14 protein-coding genes and 2 pseudogenes are annotated in these 18481 nt (G+C 77.4%); 8 read left to right on the top strand and 8 right to left on the bottom strand.

The window, feature by feature from the left end:
• Window positions 1-4: 4 nt before the first annotated feature.
• Together ACWIZO_RS19080 and ACWIZO_RS19075 are read left to right on the top strand one after the other, a co-directional pair.
• The gene (locus ACWIZO_RS19080) at window positions 5-829 is read left to right on the top strand and encodes a CPBP family intramembrane glutamic endopeptidase (protein ID WP_448639219.1); all 825 of its coding nucleotides are present in this window, start codon (window positions 5-7) and stop codon (window positions 827-829) included.
• A gap of 130 nt (window positions 830-959) precedes the next feature.
• Window positions 960-2672 carry an alpha/beta hydrolase gene (locus ACWIZO_RS19075; protein WP_448639218.1) on the top strand — a complete coding sequence of 571 codons (1713 nt, stop codon included), beginning with the start codon at window positions 960-962 and terminating at the stop codon, window positions 2670-2672.
• A gap of 16 nt (window positions 2673-2688) precedes the next feature.
• On the opposite strand, the gene ACWIZO_RS19070 is transcribed toward ACWIZO_RS19075, so the two are convergent.
• The 5 genes and pseudogenes from ACWIZO_RS19070 to ACWIZO_RS19050 all read right to left on the bottom strand — a co-directional run bounded on the left by ACWIZO_RS19070 (window position 2689) and on the right by ACWIZO_RS19050 (window position 6238).
• On the bottom strand, window positions 2689-3405 hold the full coding sequence (locus ACWIZO_RS19070; RefSeq protein ID WP_448642972.1) for a CPBP family intramembrane glutamic endopeptidase: 717 nt from the start codon (window positions 3403-3405) through the stop codon (window positions 2689-2691).
• Between the two features lie 59 nt (window positions 3406-3464).
• Window positions 3465-3770, bottom strand: coding sequence for a helix-turn-helix domain-containing protein (locus tag ACWIZO_RS19065; RefSeq protein WP_448642971.1), 306 nt, complete (start codon window positions 3768-3770; stop codon window positions 3465-3467).
• Window positions 3771-3846: 76 nt separating this feature from the next.
• Window positions 3847-4101 (bottom strand): annotated as a pseudogene (locus ACWIZO_RS19060) (response regulator); the annotation flags it as partial.
• Window positions 4101-5867 (bottom strand): sensor histidine kinase, encoded by a 1767-nt coding sequence (locus tag ACWIZO_RS19055; protein WP_448639217.1) that lies wholly within the window; start codon window positions 5865-5867, stop codon window positions 4101-4103. The pseudogene ACWIZO_RS19060 and the gene ACWIZO_RS19055, both read right to left, overlap by 1 nt.
• Window positions 5855-6238, bottom strand: coding sequence for a response regulator (locus tag ACWIZO_RS19050; protein ID WP_448639216.1), 384 nt, complete (start codon window positions 6236-6238; stop codon window positions 5855-5857). The genes ACWIZO_RS19055 and ACWIZO_RS19050 overlap by 13 nt, the downstream gene beginning before the upstream one ends.
• 314 nt (window positions 6239-6552) lie before the next feature.
• Between ACWIZO_RS19050 and ACWIZO_RS19045 the strand changes: the two genes are divergently transcribed.
• Together ACWIZO_RS19045 and ACWIZO_RS19040 are read left to right on the top strand one after the other, a co-directional pair.
• Window positions 6553-7848 (top strand): diacylglycerol/lipid kinase family protein, encoded by a 1296-nt coding sequence (locus ACWIZO_RS19045; protein ID WP_448639215.1) that lies wholly within the window; start codon window positions 6553-6555, stop codon window positions 7846-7848.
• Window positions 7849-7864: 16 nt separating this feature from the next.
• A complete protein-coding gene (locus ACWIZO_RS19040; protein WP_448642970.1) occupies window positions 7865-8128 on the top strand; it encodes a YciI-like protein in 264 nt (87 codons plus the stop codon).
• Between the two features lie 100 nt (window positions 8129-8228).
• Here the strand turns inward: ACWIZO_RS19040 and ACWIZO_RS19035 are convergent, their stop codons facing one another.
• Window positions 8229-8945, bottom strand: a complete 717-nt coding sequence (locus tag ACWIZO_RS19035) for a helix-turn-helix domain-containing protein (protein WP_448639214.1) — start codon at window positions 8943-8945, stop codon at window positions 8229-8231.
• Window positions 8946-9134: 189 nt separating this feature from the next.
• Here ACWIZO_RS19035 and ACWIZO_RS19030 point away from each other — a divergent pair, with 189 nt between their 5' ends.
• The 3 genes and pseudogenes from ACWIZO_RS19030 (at window position 9135) to ACWIZO_RS19020 (ending at window position 12633) form a co-directional block, all read left to right on the top strand.
• Window positions 9135-10313, top strand: coding sequence for an MFS transporter (locus ACWIZO_RS19030; protein ID WP_448639213.1), 1179 nt, complete (start codon window positions 9135-9137; stop codon window positions 10311-10313).
• 30 nt (window positions 10314-10343) lie between these two features.
• Window positions 10344-11159: pseudogene (locus ACWIZO_RS19025) on the top strand (SCO6745 family protein).
• A 106-nt stretch (window positions 11160-11265) separates the two neighbouring features.
• Window positions 11266-12633, top strand: a complete 1368-nt coding sequence (locus tag ACWIZO_RS19020) for a cytochrome P450 (RefSeq protein WP_448639212.1) — start codon at window positions 11266-11268, stop codon at window positions 12631-12633.
• On the opposite strand, the gene ACWIZO_RS19015 is transcribed toward ACWIZO_RS19020, so the two are convergent.
• Window positions 12549-13856 carry a protein kinase domain-containing protein gene (locus tag ACWIZO_RS19015; protein ID WP_448639211.1) on the bottom strand — a complete coding sequence of 436 codons (1308 nt, stop codon included), beginning with the start codon at window positions 13854-13856 and terminating at the stop codon, window positions 12549-12551. The two genes, ACWIZO_RS19020 and ACWIZO_RS19015, sit on opposite strands and share 85 nt — an antisense overlap.
• Window positions 13857-14184: 328 nt before the next feature.
• On the opposite strand from ACWIZO_RS19015, the gene ACWIZO_RS19010 reads away from it, so the two are divergent.
• Window positions 14185-15294, top strand: coding sequence for an FHA domain-containing protein (locus ACWIZO_RS19010; RefSeq protein WP_448639210.1), 1110 nt, complete (start codon window positions 14185-14187; stop codon window positions 15292-15294).
• 39 nt (window positions 15295-15333) lie between these two features.
• On the opposite strand, the gene ACWIZO_RS19005 is transcribed toward ACWIZO_RS19010, so the two are convergent.
• A complete protein-coding gene (locus ACWIZO_RS19005) occupies window positions 15334-18465 on the bottom strand; it encodes an FAD-dependent oxidoreductase (protein ID WP_448639209.1) in 3132 nt (1043 codons plus the stop codon).
• Window positions 18466-18481 lie beyond the last annotated feature (16 nt).

The raw sequence follows: 18481 nt of genomic DNA, 5'->3' as shown, positions 1-18481 counted from the left end.
CCTCATGTCCAGCACCGTGGCCTGGGTGCGGCAGCACCGGCTGACCAGTTTCTTCGCCCTCGCCTACCTGGTGTCCTGGACACCGTGGGCGTTCGACGCGTTCGGGTTCTCCCTCGGCACGCCCTTCTTCCCCGGCGGTCCGCTCGTGGCGGCGCTCGTCGTCATCGCGACCGCCGACGGCCGGCGGGGCTTCCGGCAGCTCGGCTCCCGGCTGGTCCGGTGGCGGGTCGGCTGGGTCTGGTACGTCGTCGCCCTCGGCCTGCCGGTGCTCATGGTGCTCGCGACCGGCGTCCTCACGTGGTGGAGCGGCGCCTCGGCACCGGACCTCTCGGGGGTCGTCTGGACCGACGTGGTCCTGCTGCTGGCGCTGCGCACGGTCAACCCGACCGACAGCGCGCTGGGCGAGGAGCCCGGCTTCCGCGGCTACGCGCTGCCGCACCTGCAGGACCGGCTGTCCCCACTGGCGGCGGCCGGGGTGCTCGGCGTCCTGACCGCGGGCTGGCACGTCCCGCTCGTCGCACTCGGCAACCTCGGCTGGATCGGGCTGCCCTCCACCGTGGTGATCACGTTCCTCTACGTGTGGCTGTTCAACCGCAGCGGCGGCAGCCTGCTCATGGCCGTGCTCTTCCACGCCAGCCAGGGCGCCTTCACCTTCGGCATGCTCGGCTTCGCCGACGCCGACGTCGACCGCGCCGCCTACGTCTACTTCGGCGTCCTCGTGGTGGCCGTGGGGGCCGTGGTGGGCCTGGACCGCGAGATCTGGCGCAGGGCGCCGCAGTCGGCCGTCGACACCGAGCCCGGGTCCGTCCCGGCCGGCGCCGGGGTCTGACGGGGCTGCACCGGTGCCGGGGCCGCGACCCCGCCCCGGCACCGCGCGCCCCCCGGGCCCGGCGGCCGATCCTGCGTCCACGAGGTCCCGCGGAGCGCCGACGGTGCCCGTCCGGGAGGAGGATGCGCGCGTGGACCAGCTCACGGTCCCCGAGGACCGGACGGGCACCCCCGATCGCCCGCGACGCGAACGGCCCTCGGTCCGGCGACGTCCGCTCCGGCGCCCGTTCCGCTACACCCTGCCGGGCCTGGTCGGGGCCCTGGTCCTCCTCTGCGCGTCGCTCACCCCGTCGCTGCTCCCGCGGACCGGGCTGACCCAGGGGCTGGTCAGCGGCATCAGCGCCGCCTTCGGCTACGGCGTCGGGGTGGTGGCCGCCGCCGCGTGGCGGGCGGTCGTGGACCGGGACGCCCGGCCCGCCCGGCGGCGCTCCTGGCTCGTCCTCGGCGGGGTCACGCTCGTCGCCTTCGTCGCGGCGACCGCGTACGGCCGCTACTGGCAGGCGCGCATCCGGGAGCTGATGGACGCGCCCGCCGACAGCGCGTTCTCCGTGGTGGTGGTGCCCCTGGTCGCCGGCGCCGTCTTCGTCGTGCTCGTCGCGCTGGCCCGTGCGGTCCGGCGCGTCTACACCGGGATCGCGCTGCTGCTCGACCGGTGGATCGGCGCCCGCGCCGCCCGTGCGCTGGGCTGGGCGGTGGTCGTGGTGGGCTCGGCGCTCCTGCTCAGCGGCGTCGTGGCAGACCAGCTCGTCGCGGCCGCCGACCGGGTCTTCTCCGTCCGCAACGACCGGACCGACGAGGGCGTGGTCGCGCCCACCGCGGCCGAGCGGTCGGGAGGACCGGGGTCCCTCATCGGCTGGGGGTCCCTCGGCCGGGAGGGCCGCACGTTCGTGGGGACCGGGCCCTCGGCCGACGACATCGCGGCCTTCACCGGCGCTCCGGCCCCGCAGCCGGTGCGCGCCTACGCCGGGCTCGACTCGGCCCCCACCGCCGAGCTGCGCGCCGGCCTCGCCGTCGACGACCTCGTCCGCGCCGGCGGTCTGGACCGCGCCGTCCTGGCGGTGGTCACCACCACGGGGTCGGGGTGGGTCGACCCCGGTGCGGTGGACTCCCTCGAGTACCTGGCCGGCGGGGACACCGCCGCGGTGGCGATCCAGTACTCCTACCTGCCGTCGTTCGTCTCCTACCTGGTCGACAGCGACCGGGCCCGCGAGTCCGGCCGGGAGCTCTTCGACGCGGTGTACGACCGCTGGTCCCGCCTGCCGCTCGAGGACCGGCCGCGCCTGGTCGTGGTGGGCGAGAGCCTGGGCTCCTTCGGCGCCGAGACCGCGTTCAGCGGGGAGCACGACCTGCGCAACCGGACCGCCGGGGCGGTCCTCGCCGGCCCACCGCAGTTCAACACGCTCTTCCGGGAGTTCGTCGACGACCGGGACGCAGGCAGCCCCGAGATCGCGCCGGAGTACCGGGACGGCCGCACGGTCCGCTTCACCGACGACCCCGGAGAGGGGATCGCCCCCACCTCCGAGCCGTGGGACGGCTCCCGCGTGCTCTACCTGCTGCACGCCTCCGACCCCGTCGTGTGGTGGACCCCGGAGCTGGCGTACGCACGCCCGACCTGGCTGGAGGAGCACCGGGGCGAGGACGTCGTCGACGCGGTGCGGTGGATCCCCTTCGTCACCTTCTGGCAGGTGACGGCCGACCTCCCGTTCGCCGGCAACGTGCCGGACAGGCACGGGCACGTCTACCGGTCCCAGTACGTCGACGCCTGGGCCGCGGTCCTCCAGCCACCCGGCTGGGACGCCGAGCGGGCCCAGCGGCTCCGCGACCTCCTCGCGGGGGGCGCCTGAGCCGTCCCCCGGTCCGTCACGGGAGACGCAGGGCCGTGGCGGCGGCCAGGACGCCCAGCGAGTTGGACGCCAGGTGCAGCAGCGCGGGCGCCAGCAGGCTGCCGCTGCGCAGCCGCAGCCAGGTGAGGAGCAGCCCGGCGGCCACCGTCCACAGACAGGTCACCAGGACGGCGACGCCGGTGGCGAGGGGCCCGCCGGCGAGGTCGTTGGCCGCCAGGCCGTCCAGCGTCGGGCGGACGTGCCAGACGCCGAAGAGCACGCAGGACACGGCCGTGGCCGCCGGCCGCGGGAGCACGCGGCCGGCCGCCGCCTGCAGGACGCCGCGGAAGGCGACCTCCTCCCACAGGACGGTGCCCAGGGGGATGCGCACGAGCACCCGCACCGCCACCTCCGCACCGTCGAGACCCCCGATCCGGGCGTCGGCCAGCAGCGGGCGCAGCGCAGGAGCGGCCACGGCCACCGCGTACCCGGCGGCGACCAGCGCCGCGCCGGCCGCGCCCCACCTGCCCCCGGCCGGCAACCTCCGCCGGCCGAGTCCCAGCTCGTCCCAGGTCAGGCCGACCCGCCTGGCCGCGGCGAGCAGCACCCCGGCGGCCACCACGGCCGCGACCACGGCGGACGCGGGCCGGCCGGGGAGGAGCGGGACGACCAGGCCGTTCCAGCCGGCCAGCACCACGCAGAGCCCTGCGGTGAACCGGACGAGCCTCCGGCGCCCTGCTGTGCGGTCGTCCACCGGCGTGGTCCTCCCCCGGACTGCGGTGTGCCCGCCGCGCGGACCGGCGGCGCGGTCGGTCAGGAGCGCAGGTAGGCGAGCACGGCGAGGACCCGCCGGTTGGCGTCGGGCGCCGGGTGCAGGTCCAGCTTCGTGAACACGTTGTGCACGTAGGCCTCGACCGTCTTCGGGCTGAGGAACAGCCGCTCGCAGATCGCCTGGTTCGACCGCCCCTCCGCCATGACCGCCAGGACCTCCCGCTCCCGCTCCGAGAGCGCGTCCAGGGGGTTGCGCACGCGGCGCCGCCCGACGAGTTGGGCGACGACGCCGGGGTCGATCACCACTCCCCCGGCCGCGACCCGGCGGACGGCGTCGGCGAAGCTCACCGGGATCGGCGACCCGCTCCTTGAGCAGGTACCCGGCGCCGGAGGCGCCGGACTCGACCAGCCGCATCGCGTAGTGCGGCTCGACGTGCGCCGACAGCACGAGGACGCCCGTGCCCGGGTGGCGGGCGGTGAGCTCCCGCGCGGCGTCGAGCCCCTCGGTGGTGTGCGTGGGCGGCATCCGGATGTCGACGACGACGGCGTCCGGCGGGTCCCGGTCCGCGGCGTCCAGGAGCGCGGCGGCGTCCCCCACCTGCGCGGTCACGTCGAACCCGGCGTCGGCGAGCAGCCGCGCGATGCCCGCCCGGAACAGCGCCGCGTCGTCGGCGACCATCACCCGCACGGGACCGTCGCGATCACCCGGGTGCCGCCGCCCCGTGGGCTGCGCACCGACAGCTCGCCGCCGAGCGCGGCCACCCGGTCGGCGAGCCCGCGCAGGCCCGACCCGTCCGGGTCGGCTCCGCCGACGCCGTCGTCGCCCACCTGCACGCGCAGCCGGCCGCCGTCCTCCCGCGCCTCGACGACGACCTGCCCGGCACCGGCGTGCTTGGCCGCGTTGGCCAGCGCCTCGGAGACCACGAAGTAGCAGGTCTGCTCGACCGCGTCCGCCCACCGCCGAGCGGGCACCTCGCCGACCACCACCGGCACCGGGCAGCGCTCAGCGAGGGAGCACAGGGCCGGCCCCAGACCGGCGTCGGTCAGCAGCACCGGGTAGATCCCGCGGGCCAGCTCCCGGAGCTCGTCGAGCGCACCGGCCAGCTCCGCGCTCGCCTCGTCCAGGAGCGCGCCCAGTTCACGGCGGGACCCGGCGTCCAGCCGGGTGTGCGCCAGCCGCAGCGCGAGGGCCACGGTGACGAGCCGCTGCTGGGCGCCGTCGTGCAGGTCGCGTTCCACCCGCCGGCGCGCACCGTCGGCCGCCTCGACGATCCGCGCCCGGGACGCCTGGACCTCCCGGAGCCGGCTGCGGACCTCGGCGTGCAGGCGCTCGTTCTGGACCGCCAGGCCCGCCCCGGCCGCGACCGCCGCCACCAGCTCCGGCTCCCCGGCGAGCGCCGGGTCGTGCACCAGCACCGCGATCTGCTCGCCGTCGCGCTCCAGGTAGGTCAGGGCCCGCCCGCGAGTGGGAGCGACGCGCACCGGGGCACCGGCCGGGTCGACGAAGGCGCTGCGCTCGGGCAGCCAGTAGGCCAGCTCCAGGGACGGGTCGTGCAGCGTGGCGGCCAGGGCGCTGCGCAGCCGCTCGGGCACCGGCAGCCCGGCGCCGAGCTCCACGATGAGCCGGCCCACCGCCGACCGGTCGAGCTGGCTGCGGAGCAGACCCAGCAGCAGCGCCAGCGGCCACACGACGAGGACGACCTGCGCCGACCAGGCGAGCGCCACGCCCACGGCCGGCGGGATGAGCAGCAGGATCGCCGTCCGCTCGACCAGGATCGTGACGACGATGAGCACCGCGCCCACCGCTCCGGGGGTGAGGCTGCGGCGCTGCGCGAGGCCGGCCGACCGCCACCGCCTGAACACCACACCGAGTAGGGACAGGAACAGGACGACGACCACGCCCTGCACGACCAGGTCGACGCCGGAGGGGTCGAACTCCCCGTTGCTCGGCGCGATCACCAGACCGTTGGGCGGCGGTCCCTCCCCGAGCTGCCGCTGGGCCCCCAGGGCGAACAGGAAGACGGCGTCCAGCGGTGCGGAGAGGAGGTAGCCGACCGTCACCAGCACCCGCTCCGCCGTGTCCTGCACGCGCCCGGCCGGGAAGGTGGCCAGCAGGTGCACCAGCACGCTGAGGTGGACCGAGCCGAGGAGGACGCCGGCCACGAAGGCCGGGTGGGTGTCGACCGCCACGGTGAAGCGGGCGAACCAGGCGAAGCCGAGCACGACCATCAGGACGCCGGTGCGGTTGTCCGGGCGGCGCGTCCGGGCCGCGAGGCCCACCCCGATGAACGACCAGCCGACCGCGAGGTCCAGCACGAGGGTCGGCGCGAGCAGGTCGGCGGGCACCGAGTAGCCGCCCCACACCAGCGCGCCCGCCGCCGCGACGCCGGCGGCCGCCCCGGCGCAGGCCACCACCGCGCGGGTACGGCTCCTCAGGCGCCGCACGGGACCGGCCGTCCTGGTCCGTCGATCACGCGCAGCAGTGTCTCGCCGCTGAGCTCCGCCTTGGCGATGAAACCGCGCGCCGTGCTGGCGGCGACCCGGTGGCCGTAGTCCAGCCGGGCCCGGCTCGAGACGAGCACGACGACGACGGCGGGCTGCCCCCGGGCGAGCGCCTCGGCCACCGCGAAGCCGTCCAGGTCCGGCAACTGGACGTCGAGCAGGACGACGTCCGGCGTGAGCTCCCGGACCGCGGCGAGGGCACCGGCGCCGTCGGCCGCCTCCCCCACGACCCGGAAGCCCTCCGCCACCAGCAGCCGGCGGGCGAGTGACCGGAAGGGGGCGTGGTCGTCGACGATCAGCACCCGCGGTGTCACGGGCCGAGCGTGGCGACGCTGTCCGCCTCCCGCCACGGGGGCAGCCCCGTGCCCGTCCCGGGGCAGGCCCGCTGACGCGGGAGGGGTCCTCCGGAGCACCCTCGACGCCGTCGGGTCCCGCCCGCTATCGAGCGGTCGTGTCCCGCACCGGCCCGTCCTCCCGGTCGGAGGACCACACTGATCCACCGCATGCCCGTCCGGACGGGGAGAGGCGGCCGTCGATGTCCGACCCCGAGCGTCGCCGGACCCCGCACGGACCCGACGGCACGGCCCGGAGACGCCCCCGCCGGCGTTGGCGCCGCACGACGGCCGCCGTGGCCCTCGCCGCCGCCGCCTGGGTGGCGGTGCTCGTCGTCGCGGCCGCGCTGGACGACTTCCCCCGCGGACTGTTCCTGCTGGTCTGCGGCGCGCTGGTCGCCGCGGGCGCGTGGGAGGGGGTGCTGCGCCGCGGCTGGGGGCGGGTCGCCGGGCTCGCCGTCGCCGGTGCGGCCCTGGCCGGCGGCGTCCTCCTGCTCGTCGACGAGGGCTACTCGCGCACCCTCCTGCTGCTCGGTTTGGGCGCCCTCGTCTGGCACGCGGCGGCCCGGTCGGCCTTCTGCCCGGACGTCGTCCTCCCGCCCGCCGAGCCGCCCCGCCGGCCGGTGGTCGTCGTCAACCCGCGGTCGGGCGACGGCCGCGCGGCCCGCGTCGGGCTCGCCGCGGCGGCCCGCGCGCGGGGCATCGAGGTGCTCGAGCTGCGGCCGGGTGAGGACCTGGCGGCGCTCGTGCGGAGCGCGATCGACGCGGGCGCCGACGCGGTGGGCATGGCCGGCGGCGACGGCTCGCAGGCCGTGGTGGCCGCCGTCGCCGCCGACACCGGCCTCCCCTACGCCTGCATCCCCGCGGGGACGCGCAACCACTTCGCCCTCGACCTCGGCGTGGACCGGGACGACGTCGTGGGGGCGCTGGACGCGCTGGTCGACGGCGGGGAGCGGGTGGTCGACCTCGCCGAGGTCAACGGCCGCGTCTTCGTCGACAACGTCTCGCTCGGGGTCTACGCGCAGGCCGTCGCGCGGGACGGGTACCGCGGCGCGAAGCTGCGGACCCTGCTGGCCACGGTGCCCGAGGCGCTGGGCGCGGGCGGCGGCGTCCAGGACCTGCGGTGGACGACGCCGGGCGGGAGGAGCGTGCGGGGTGCGGCGGTGATCCTCGTGGGCAACAACCAGTACCGGCTGGCCGGGGCCGCCGGCGCGGGGACGCGTCCGGCCGTCGACCAGGGGGTCCTCGGGATCACCGTGGTCGACCCGCCGGGCAGCCGCGACCGGCGCGGGCGGCGCCCGGTGCGCCAGTGGACGGCCCCCGCGTTCCGCGTCGACGCCGACCGGCCGGTGGCGGCGGGCATCGACGGCGAGTCGGCGCTGCTGCACCCACCGGTCGTCTTCCGGACGCGCCCGGCCGTCCTGCGGGTCCGCATCGCCGCGCACCACCCGGGCGCCTCGCCCTCGGCGGTCGAGCCGGTCGGGGCGCTGGCGGCCCTCCGCGCACTCGCCCGCATCGCCGCCGGCGGCGACCCTCGCCGGCTGCCGCCCCGGGTGACGCCGCCGGTGCGGCAGCGGGACACCGCCGTGTGACAGTGGCGGCGTGCACATGCTCTTGGAGTACACCCTGGCTGACGACTACCTCGAGCGGCGGGCGGCGCTCCGCGAGGACCACCTCGCCCTCGCCCGGGCGGCGCACGAGCGGGGCGAGCTGCTGCTGGCCGGCGCGCTGCCCGACCCCTACGACCGGGCGCTGCTGGTGTGGACGGCCGAGCGCGAGGTCGTCGAGCGGTTCGCCGAGGCCGACCCCTACGTCGTCCACGGGCTGGTCACCGCCTGGACGGTCCGGCCGTGGAACGTGGTCGTGGGCTGAGATCCGCCCGCTCCCCCGGCTCGTTCCGCACCCCCGGTGTCCGATCGGGCCGGCGGCGCGCGGAACGACCCGGCGGGGCCGGCGGCAGGTGCCGCGCCGGTCAGGGCTGCCGGGCCCACCGCCGGTACTCGCTGGGGCTGGTGCCGTAGGCCTGCCGGAAGGCGCGGCTGAGGCCGGCCGCGTCGGGGAAGCCCCAGCGGCGGGCGATGGCGAACACCGGCGCCGTGCCGCGGGGGTCGGCGAGCTCCCGGCGGCAGCGCTCGAGGCGCTCGCGCCGGATGTGCCGGGCCACGGTGGTGCCCTGGCGGGCGAAGAGCCGGTGCAGGTGCCGGGTGGACAGGTGGTGCGCGCGGGCGACGGCGGCCGGGTCGAGCCCAGGGTCGCCGAGGTGCCCGGCGACCCAGCCGTGGATGCGGCGCAGCTGCTCGGCGGCCGGGCCGTAGCGCACCGCCGGGTCGAGCCAGTGCCAGGCGGTGGCCGCGAACACCATCGCGAACGGCTCCCCGGTGGAGGCCCAGTCCTCGAACCGGGTGGTGACCACCTCGACGTCGAGACCGGCGAGGTCGGCGCGCGCGGTGGCGGCCAGTGCCGGGCCCGGCTCCAGGCAGGTGATGGCGAACCCGCGGCGCGCCAGCGGCCGCGTCGCCTTGCCGGTGGCGCACCCGATCTCGAGCAGGCGCGCGCCGCTCGGCAGGCCGGTCACCGCGAGCAGGTGCTCGTAGAGCTCGTCCGGGTACTCCGGACGCGCCCGCTGGTAGGAGGACGCCACGCGGTCGAACGTCGCGGCCAGGCTCCGGCGCTCCTCGTCCGACGGCACCCGCCGAGCATCCTCGCCCCGGTCCGGCCCCGCGCTCCGCCGGCTCGATCCGGCCGCTGCGGGCCCGATCGGACCGGCACAGGCCGGAACGAGCCCGGGGAGCCGGCGGCCGGGCCGGGCCGGGTACACCCAGCACCCGCCCGTGGGCACGCACGTCCGCAGGTCAGCGGTACCGGTAGCGTCCGGCCGGTGACGGGGGCCACAGCCGAGCAGCGGGCCGCCCGGCGCCGGCTCGACGCCCTCACCCTCGGCCTGTTCACCGTCGCGCTGGGCACCAACATCCCCACACCGCTGCTGCTGGTCTACCGCCGCACGCTGCACCTCTCGGAGTCCGACCTCACCGCCGTCTTCGGCTGCTACGCCGTCGGCCTGGTCGCCGCGCTCACCGTCTCCGGCGCGGCCTCCGACCGCTTCGGCCGGCGGGCGCTGGTCCTGCCGTTCGCGGTGGTGGCCGGCCTGGTGTCGCTGCTGTTCGTCCCCGCCGCGAGCTCGCTGCCCCTGCTCTACACCGGCCGGCTGCTGCAGGGCGTCGTCTCCGGGGTCGTGTTCTCGGTGGCCAACGCGTGGCTGCAGGACCTCGCCGGGCCGCACGGGCAGCAGTCGGCGGCCACCCGCGGCGCCGTCTCGACGTCCTTGGGCTTCGCCGTCGCCCCGGCGATGAGCGGTGTGCTCGCGCAGTACGGCCCGGCGCCGACGACGCTGCCCTACCTCGTGCACGTCGCCGTCCTGCTGGTCGGCCTGGCCGCGCTGGTCACCGTCCCCGAGACCGTGCACGTCCGCCGTCCGGGCCGGTTGATGACCCTCGGGCTGCCGCCGGAGGCGCGGCGGCCGTTCTGGGCGGTGCTGGCCCCCACCGCCGTCGGCGTGTTCGCGTTCCCGACGGTGGCGGCCACCCTGCTGCCGCTGCTGGTGGTCCCCGACGGCGTGGGCGTCGCCTACGCCGGCGTCATCGCCGGGCTGGCTCTGGGGGCGAGCGCGGCCGCGGCCCGGATGGGCCGGCGCTACGAGCGCGGCGCCGGGCCGCTCGGGATGCTGCTCGGCGCGGTCGGCCTGGCCCTCGGCGTGGCCGCGATCCTCGCGCGGTCCGGGCCGCTGCTGCTGCCGTCGTCGGCACTGATGGGGGCCGGCGGCGGGCTCTGTCTCACCGCCGGGCTCACCCTCACCGCCCGGCTGGCGCCGCCGCACGCCCGGGGGGCGATGAACAGCGCGTTCTACGCCTTCGCCTACCTCGGCTTCGGCACGCCGCTGCTGCTCGCCTCCCTGGGGTCGGCCCTCGGCGCGGTCACGGCCATCTCGGCGTTCGTCGCCGTGCCGCTGGCGATCGCCGGCTGGCTCCGGCTCGAGCTGCGCCGCGACGGCCGGGGCTGAGCGGAGCCGGACCGGCCCCTCCCACGCCGGCTGCGCGACGCCGCCGAGCCGATCGCGACCGTCAGCTGGTGGGGGACGCCGGTCAACGACCGGCTCGCCGCCCTCGGCCTAGACTTCCTGACCGGCTACGTGTGGGGCCGCACCGCCCCGATGGGCGAGCCGGCCCCGCTGGTCGTCGTCGCCGCGTTCGGCGTCTTCGAACCGGGGCTGCTCACCGGCCTCTACGAGCAGGCGCGGGCCACGGCGTCCCGCGCCGACGTGCTCGCCACCCGCGAGCAGGGCGTCGTCGAGTCGCTGCGCGACCTGCTGCCCGGCGTCGACGTCACCGGCGCCGTCGCCGTGCTGCGCCGGAGCACCGACGCGGCGGCCGAGGACCTCGCCGGCCGGCCGCTGTTCGCCGGCCAGCTCTCGCTGCCCTGACCCGAGGACCCGCTCGGGCAGCTGGGGCACGCCACCACGCTGCTGCGCGAGTACCGCGGCGACGTGCACGTGGCCGCCAACGTCGCCGAGGGGATCAGCGGCGTGCAGATGAACCTGCTCACCGAGTACTGGGTGGGGTGGGAGCACACCGCCTACGCCGGCACCCGCGGCTGGTCACCCGAGGCGATGGCCGCGGCCGACGCCGACCTCGCCGACCGCGGGCTGGTCTCCGGCGGGTGGCTCACCGACGAGGGCCGGCGGCTGCGCGACACGATCGAGGCGCGGACCGAGGCGGCGCTCGACCCGGCGCTGGCCGCGATCGGCCCCGACCTGGACGGGGTCACCGCGCAGCTCGACGAGTGGTCGGCGGCGATCGTCGCCGGCGGGGCGGCTCCACCGGACGTGTACAAGCGGATCAGCGGCTGAGGAAGGACCCCCGTGCCCCCCGCCACTCGCGAGCTCGCGGCGGGCCCCTGCACGGGGGCCGGAGGATGGGTCCCGCAGGCTCGGCCGGCGGACGGGGAGGCAGGACGTGACGGCGCGCAGCACGGTCCGCTGGGCCGCCACCCACGGCGCGATGCGGCTGGCGATCCGGTCGCGGGCGCGCACCGGCAACGCCGACGCCGAGGTGCTCGTCGACCCCGCGGTCCGCGAGGACCCCTTCGCCCACTACGAGCGGCTGCGCACCCCGGCGCCGTTCACCGGCGGGGCGTTCGCCAGGGTCAGCGTCCACCACGACGTGTGCACCGAGGTCCTGCGCAGCGACGCCTTCGGGCAGATCGGCGGGGACCGCGCCGAGGGCCTGCCGCCGCTGCTGCGGACATTGCTGCGGCTGGCCGGCCCCCGGCCGAGCGTCGGACCCATCGACCCGCCGTCGATGCTCGCCGTCGACCCGCCCGAGCACACCCGCTACCGCAGGCTGGTCAGCCGCGCGTTCACCGCCCGCGCCGTCGCCCGGCTGCGCGACCGCACCCGCGAGATCGCCGACGAGCTGCTCGACGGGCTCGGGCGCGAGGCCGCCGGCACCGGCGGGCACGTCGACCTCGTCGCCCGCTACGCCAGCCTGCTGCCGGTCACGGTCATCTCCGAGGTGCTCGGCGTCCCCGTGGCGATGCGCGAGCAGTTCCTCGCCTGGGGCGACGGCGCCGCGCCGAGCCTGGACATGGGCCTGGACCGGCGCACCCACCGCAGCGTTGAGCGCAACCTGGGCGAGCTCGACACCTGGTTCCGCGGGCACCTGCGGCGGCTGCGCCGCTCCCCCGGCGACGACCTGCTGTCCACGCTGGTCACCACGGCCGACGACGACGGCGGTGGGCTGACCGAGCAGGAGCTGCTGTCCACGGCCCTGCTGGTGTTCGGCGCCGGCTTCGAGACCACGGTGAACCTGATCGGCAACGGCGCCGCGCAGCTGTTCGCCCACCCCGGCCAGCGCCGCCTGCTGGCCGCGGACCCCTCGCTGTGGCCCAACGCCGTCGACGAGGTGCTGCGCGTCGACTCCCCGGTGCAGCGGACCGGACGGCGGGCCCGGCGCGACACCACGGTGCACGGCGCCCGCATCCGCGAGGGCGACCTGGTCCTCCTCGTCCTCGCCGCGGCCAACCGCGACCCGCGGGTGTTCCCCGGCCCGCACGTCTTCGACGTCACCCGCGCCAACGCCCGCGACCACGTCGCGTTCTCCAGCGGCATCCACTTCTGCCTCGGCGCCGCGCTCGCGCGGATGGAGGGCGAGGTCGCGCTGCGGGCCTTGTTCGAGCGCTTCCCCGGCCTCGCCCCGGCCGGCGCCGGGCGCCACCGGGGCACGGTCATCCTGCGCGGCTACGAGTCGCTGCCTGTCGTCCTCAGCCCGCAGACCGCCGCCGTCGGCGAACCGCACGCCGCCCCGTCCGCGGGCGCGCCGTAGACCGTGAACGCCCGCGGCAGCAGCCACACCGCGAGCACCGCCAGCAGCAGGACCAGCAGCACGACGGCGACCACCACGGCCGGACGGCGCGGCGGCCGCGCCTCGTCCTCCTCCGCCTCCCCGACGGTGTCCGGCTCCGGGAGGGCCGGCTCGTCGGCGGCCGGGACGGCGGGGACCGGCGTCCCCTCCCGCGCCGGGCCGGGCCCGACGGTGACCGCGGGGCCCGGCGCCGTGCCCGCCGGCGCCGCGCCGTGGGAGTTCCCCTGCCGGGCACCGGCCGCCGGGGCGCCCGGCGTCGGCCCGCCGCCGCGGGTCGGGGCGACGATGCGCTCGGCACCCAGCACGACCGGCATCCCGTCCGCGGCCAGCCAGTGGGGGCCCCAGGCCCGCGTGCCCGCCTCGGCCAGCGCCACCCCGAAGGCCTCCGCGGTCGCGTGGCGCTCGGCGGGGTCGGTGGCCAGGCCGTGCATGACGACGGCCGCGATGTCGGCCGGGACGTCGGGGGCCACGTCGCGCAACGGGACCGGCGCCTCGTAGGCGTGCTTGAACAGCAGGGACATGACGTCGCCGTCGGCGGTGAACGGCAGCTCGCCCGACAGCAGTTCGTAGAGCATCGTCGCCAGCGCGTACACGTCGGTGGCCGGTGACAACTCCGCGCCGCGCGCCTGCTCCGGCGCCACGTAGGACGGCGTGCCGACGACGTCGCCGGCGCGGGTGAGCATCGTCTCGGCGCCGCCGAGCACCTTGGCGATGCCGAAGTCGGTGACCTTCACCGCCCCGCTCCCGGCGAACATCATGTTCTCGGGCTTGACGTCGCGGTGCAGCACGCCGCGCACGTGGGCGGCGTTGAGCCCCGCCGCGCAGGCCAGACACACCGCGACCGCCCCCGGGGCGGAGAACCCGGTGGTGAGGGCCCGCTCGCGCAGCGTCCCCCCCGGCAGCAGCTCCATCACCAGCAGGCACAGGTCCTCCCGCTCGACGAAGTCGTACACGGGGACGACGTGCGGGTGGTCGAGCGAGGCGAGTACGCGCGCCTCCGCGGTGAACCGCCGCCGGACGGCGACGTCGGCGGCGAACGCGGTGGGCAGCTGCTTGATCGCGACGCTGCGGTCGAGCTGACGGTGGTGGCCGGCGAGCACCACACCCCAGCCCCCCTGCCCGAGCACCTCGCCGATGTCGTACGCCGGGAGCGCGTCGGCGATCCGCTGCTTTTCGGCCTGCATCGGATCAGCGCGGCCCGCGCCCGGCCACGACGGGCCGGGACGGGGGACGGGCGGAGCCGGACGGCGCGCGCACGGGCTGGCTGTGGGCCACGGGGACTCCTCGGACCACCCCGGCCGGCGTGCCGCCGACGGACCGGGCTGGCCATGGCTCCGGCGGAGATGGCCCGGGCAGTCTACTGGCGGCGGCCCCGCGGCCGGGCCGTCGCGCGCGCCCTCCCTCGCCGGGTCCGGCGTCCTGTTCCGCGGCGCCGCGTGGCCCTAGCCTGGGCCCGCCGACCACGGGGGCGCGGGAGCGCGGCAGGGTCCACACACGGTCGGGAGGACTGCCATGCCGGACACCGCCATGCCGGACACCGCCATGCCGGACACCGGGACACGGCCGGGACGGTCACGGGTCGGGCTGGCCCCCGGGGACGGCCTGGTCGCCCGCTTCGGCGACGTCGTCCTCCTGCTCCCCGACGGCGACGCCGCCGACGGCTCCGCCACCGAGGAGCTGCTCGACCTCGTGGCGGCCGCCGCGGCCGAGGACGAGCCGGGCAGCGCGGTCGCCGCCCGCCTGGTCGGCTGGGTCGGCGGCCGGGCACCGGGCGACGGGACGGCGTTCGGGGTGGTCGCCCCGGTCGCCGACGGCGTGGTCGTGCTGCTGCGCGGCGCGGTGTCGGCGCAGGTCGAGGGCCCGGCGGGGACGACGCGGCTCTCCGGACGGCAGGCGCTGACCTGGGTCGACCACGTCGTCGCGCAGCCGTTCGACCGGGTGACCGTCGGCGCCGGGGCCGGGACGGGCGCGCCGGTCCACCCCCGCTCGGCGCTGCGGGACGGCGTGGTGCCCGCGTGCGGCTTCGCGCTCGGCCCCGCCGGCGCCCCGGTCGCGGCCGCCCCGGTCGCGGCCGCACCCGTCGCGGCCGCCCCGGTCGCGGCCGCACCCGCCGCCGCGCCACCGGCGGCCCGCGGCCAGCTGCGGGAGACCCTCGCCGACGCCCGCCCGCTCGACGTCCCCACCCCCGGTCCGGACGACGTGCCGGCGGGGACGGTCGGCGCCGGACCGGCCCGCCCCGAGCAGCTGCTGGAGACCCTGCTCGCGCCGGCGCCGGTGGGCGCGCTGGTCGGCGACGGCGGCCCGACGCTCGTGCTCGACCGGGACTACGTGCTCGGCCGCGAGCCGCACAACGACCCCGACGTGCGCAGCGCCGTGGCCTCCCCGGTCGTGATCCACGACCCGGACAACCTCGTCTCCCGCGTGCACGCCCGCGTCAGCGTCGACGGCGGCCGGGTGTACGTGCGCGACGCCCCCTCGGTCAGCGGCACCTTCGTCGCCGGTCCGGGGGCCGGCGAGTGGACCCGGATCGGCGGCGAGCCGACCCTGCTCCCGCCCGACTGGAGCCTGCGCATCGGCACCCAGGTGTTCACCCTCCGCACGACGAGAGCCGACGCCGGCTGACCCGGGCCCGCCTGACCCCGGGCCCTCCCGACCCCGGGCTCAGGCGGGCGCCGGCTGCGAGGTCGGCCGGCGCCGGCCGGCCTCGCGCAGCACCCGCCAGTCACCGGCGCGCAGCCCGGCGAGGACGACGTCGTCGAGTTCCAGCCCCCGCTTGACCGCCGCGGTCACCGCGGTCACGTCCTCCGGGTGGTGCCCCAGGACCACGCCGCCGACGACCGCCCGCCCCGCGACCACCAGCCGCCGGTAGGACGGCAGCGACGCGTCCTCGGCGACCAGCACCTCCTCGCCCGGCTCGGGCTCCACCCGGCCGATCGAGAACAGGTCCAGCCCGACGCCCTTGAGCAGCGTGGCCGGTACCTCGGCGGCCAGCGTCTCGTCCCCGCCGAGCGCGTTGACCGCGGCGACCTCGCCCTGCTTGGCCGCGATCGGCCACAGCCCCCACACCCGCCCGCCGTGCTCGGCCACGTCACCGGCCGCGAAGACCCCGGGCACCGCCGTGGCCATCCGGTCGTCGACGAGGACCCCGCGGTTGACGGGGATGCCGGCCGCGCGGGCCAGGTCGACGTCCGGGCGGATGCCGACGGCGGCCAGGAACACGTCGCAGCGCAGCGCCCGGCGGTCGGTCAGCCGGACGCCGCTGACCCGCGGCTCGCCGGTCAGCGCCTGCGCCTCGGCGCGGTAGAGCACCTGCAGGCCGATCCGGCGGAAGTACGCGTCGACCAGTTCGCTGCACCGCGGGTCGATCTGGCGGCTGAGCAGCCGGGCCCCGCGCTCCAGGACGGTGACCCGCAGGCCCAGCTCGAGCAGCGCGTGCGCAGCCTCCAGCCCCAGCAGGCCGCCGCCGGCGACGACGGCGTCCCGCCCGCCGTGGCGCTGCACGTAGGCGCGCAGCGCCGCGGCGTCGGCCGCCGAGCGGAGCACGAAGCTGCCGGGCCGGCCGAAGCCCTCGACGGGCGGCTCGACGCCGCGGCTGCCCGTGGCCAGGACCAGCCGGTCGTAGGGCAGCACCTCGCCGGTGCCGAGGAACACCCGGCGGGTCCCCGGGTCGATCCGGGTGGCGACGGTGTTGAGCCAGGCGGTGATCTGGTGGTCGTCGTACCAGGTCTCCGGCAGCAGGGAGAGCCCCTGCATGGCCGACCGGCCGTAGACCAGCCGCGAGATGCCCATCCGGTTGTAGAGCACGTGCGGTTCCTGCCCGACGACGTGGATCTCGCACTCGGGGTGCCCGCGCCGGACGAAGTCCGCGGCGGTCACCCCGGCGATGCCGTTGCCGAGGACGACCACGCTGACGATCGACCGGTCGAAGTCGCGCGGGGCCGCCCCGTCGTCGGGGCCCCCGGGCTCGGGGGTGAGCGAGACCGTCACCGGCCCGGACCGGATCCGCGCCGAGCAGGCCATGCGGGTGGTGGGGGCCAGCCCGAGCCGGCGCAGCGTCGAGAGCTCCTCCTCCTCGGGCTCGGACAGGCACGACGCCCCCTCCAGGACGGCGACCGGGTCGGCGCCGCACACGCCCATCCGGCAGCCGGCCTCGATCGGCTGGCCGGCGCGCTCGACGGTCTCCAGCAGGCTGGTCCCGACCTCGGCCTCGACGGCGGCACCGGTGCCGGCGATGCGCACCTCGGCGGTGTCCGCACCGTCGTCCGCGGCGGCCTCGGCGGCGGGCGCCGGGCGGCTGACCGGCACCAGCGGCAGCAGCTCCGGGTGGAACTGCTGCACGTACTGGCGCTCCTTGACCACGGTGCGCGCGATCCACAGCAGCGACAGCACGAGCACCAGCCCCGAGACGGGCCAGCGCAGCCACGGCGCCGCGACGCCGGTGACCGTGGCGAAGGAGGCGGCGAGGACCGGCCCGGCGAACCAGTAGAAGAGGTTGATCGCCGCCGCGCCCCACAGCGCGACCACCACCGACGCGCTCATCGGCAGCAGCGCGGAGACGGCGTAGAAGAGCCCGACGCTGCCGAGGAAGAACAGCGCCAGCTCCCCGTAGGTCGTCGTCAGCGGCCCGCCGCCGGCGCCGGCGAGGACGAAGAAGCCGAGCACGAACCCGGGCAGCGCCGCGACGAACAGCCGCCGGGGCGCCGTCCACACGGGGTCGTCCTCGTGCAGGTCGGCCTGGTAGGCGCCGATCGGGGCGAAGTCGTAGCAGTTGGTGGTGCAGGCGACGCACGGGCGGCAGTGGCTGTTGGGGACCCGGACGAACGGGGTCTGCCCGTAGACGCGCTGCAGCGGCAGCAGCGGGCAGATCTGACTGCACCAGCCGCTCTTGCCCTTGAACAGCAGGCCGCCGAGGAAGGCCGCGGCGATGATCACCGACAGCAGGACCCCGGTCGCCGTCCCGCTGCCGTTGAACACGGCGAGCCGGGCGCCGGCGATGCCGAAGAACAGCACCATCGCCACGACGAAGGCGCGGCGGCGGAACCACTCGGGCAGCGTGCGCCCGAGGCTGAAGCCCAGGACGCGCGGCGTCTGGTTGGCGGCGGCCAGTGGGCAGATGTTGCGCCACAGACCGGGGGCGACGAAGAACAGGGCCGGCAGCAGCGGCACGACGATGCCGAAGAAGACGAACAGCCCGCCCGCGGGCCGGACGAACAGCGCCACGCACAGCGCGACGTAGGCGGCCACGCTGACCACCCGCACCGCCCGCCACGCCCCCAGCGGGACGCGGGTGCGCATCTCGGTGTAGACGGGGAAGAGGTCCTCCCCGGGCCGGGCGGTGCGGCCCAGGACCCGGTCCCACGCCACCGCCACGCGCGACGGGGCCGCAGGGGGTGCCGGCGGCGGAGGCGGCGGCGGTGGCAGGGCCACCCCGGCGCCGCCGGCGAGCACCGTCTCGCGGGCGGCCGCCGGCACGGGGATGCGCTCGGGCCGGCCGATGACGACGATCTCGGTGCCGCCGAGGCGGACGACGTCGCCGGCCTCGAGGGTGACCCGGCCGTCGACCGGGACCCCGTTGACCAGGGTGCCGTTGCGGCTGCCCAGGTCGACCAGCGACAGGGCGACGGGGCTGGGCACCAGCCGCAGGTGGCGGCGGGAGACCCGGTCGTCGGCGAGGGCGAGGCCGTCGGGGTCGAGGCCGCCGGGGTCGCGGCCGACCTCCAGCGCGCGGGTCAGCGCCACCCGCCGCGGCTCCCGGCCCGGCTCCCGGATCTCGACGACCGGCGGGCTGCTCACCGCTCGGCCCGCCCGG

This window comes from Geodermatophilus sp. URMC 63 (assembly GCF_053502565.1).
This window is presented reverse-complemented; position numbering and strand designations above follow the sequence as displayed.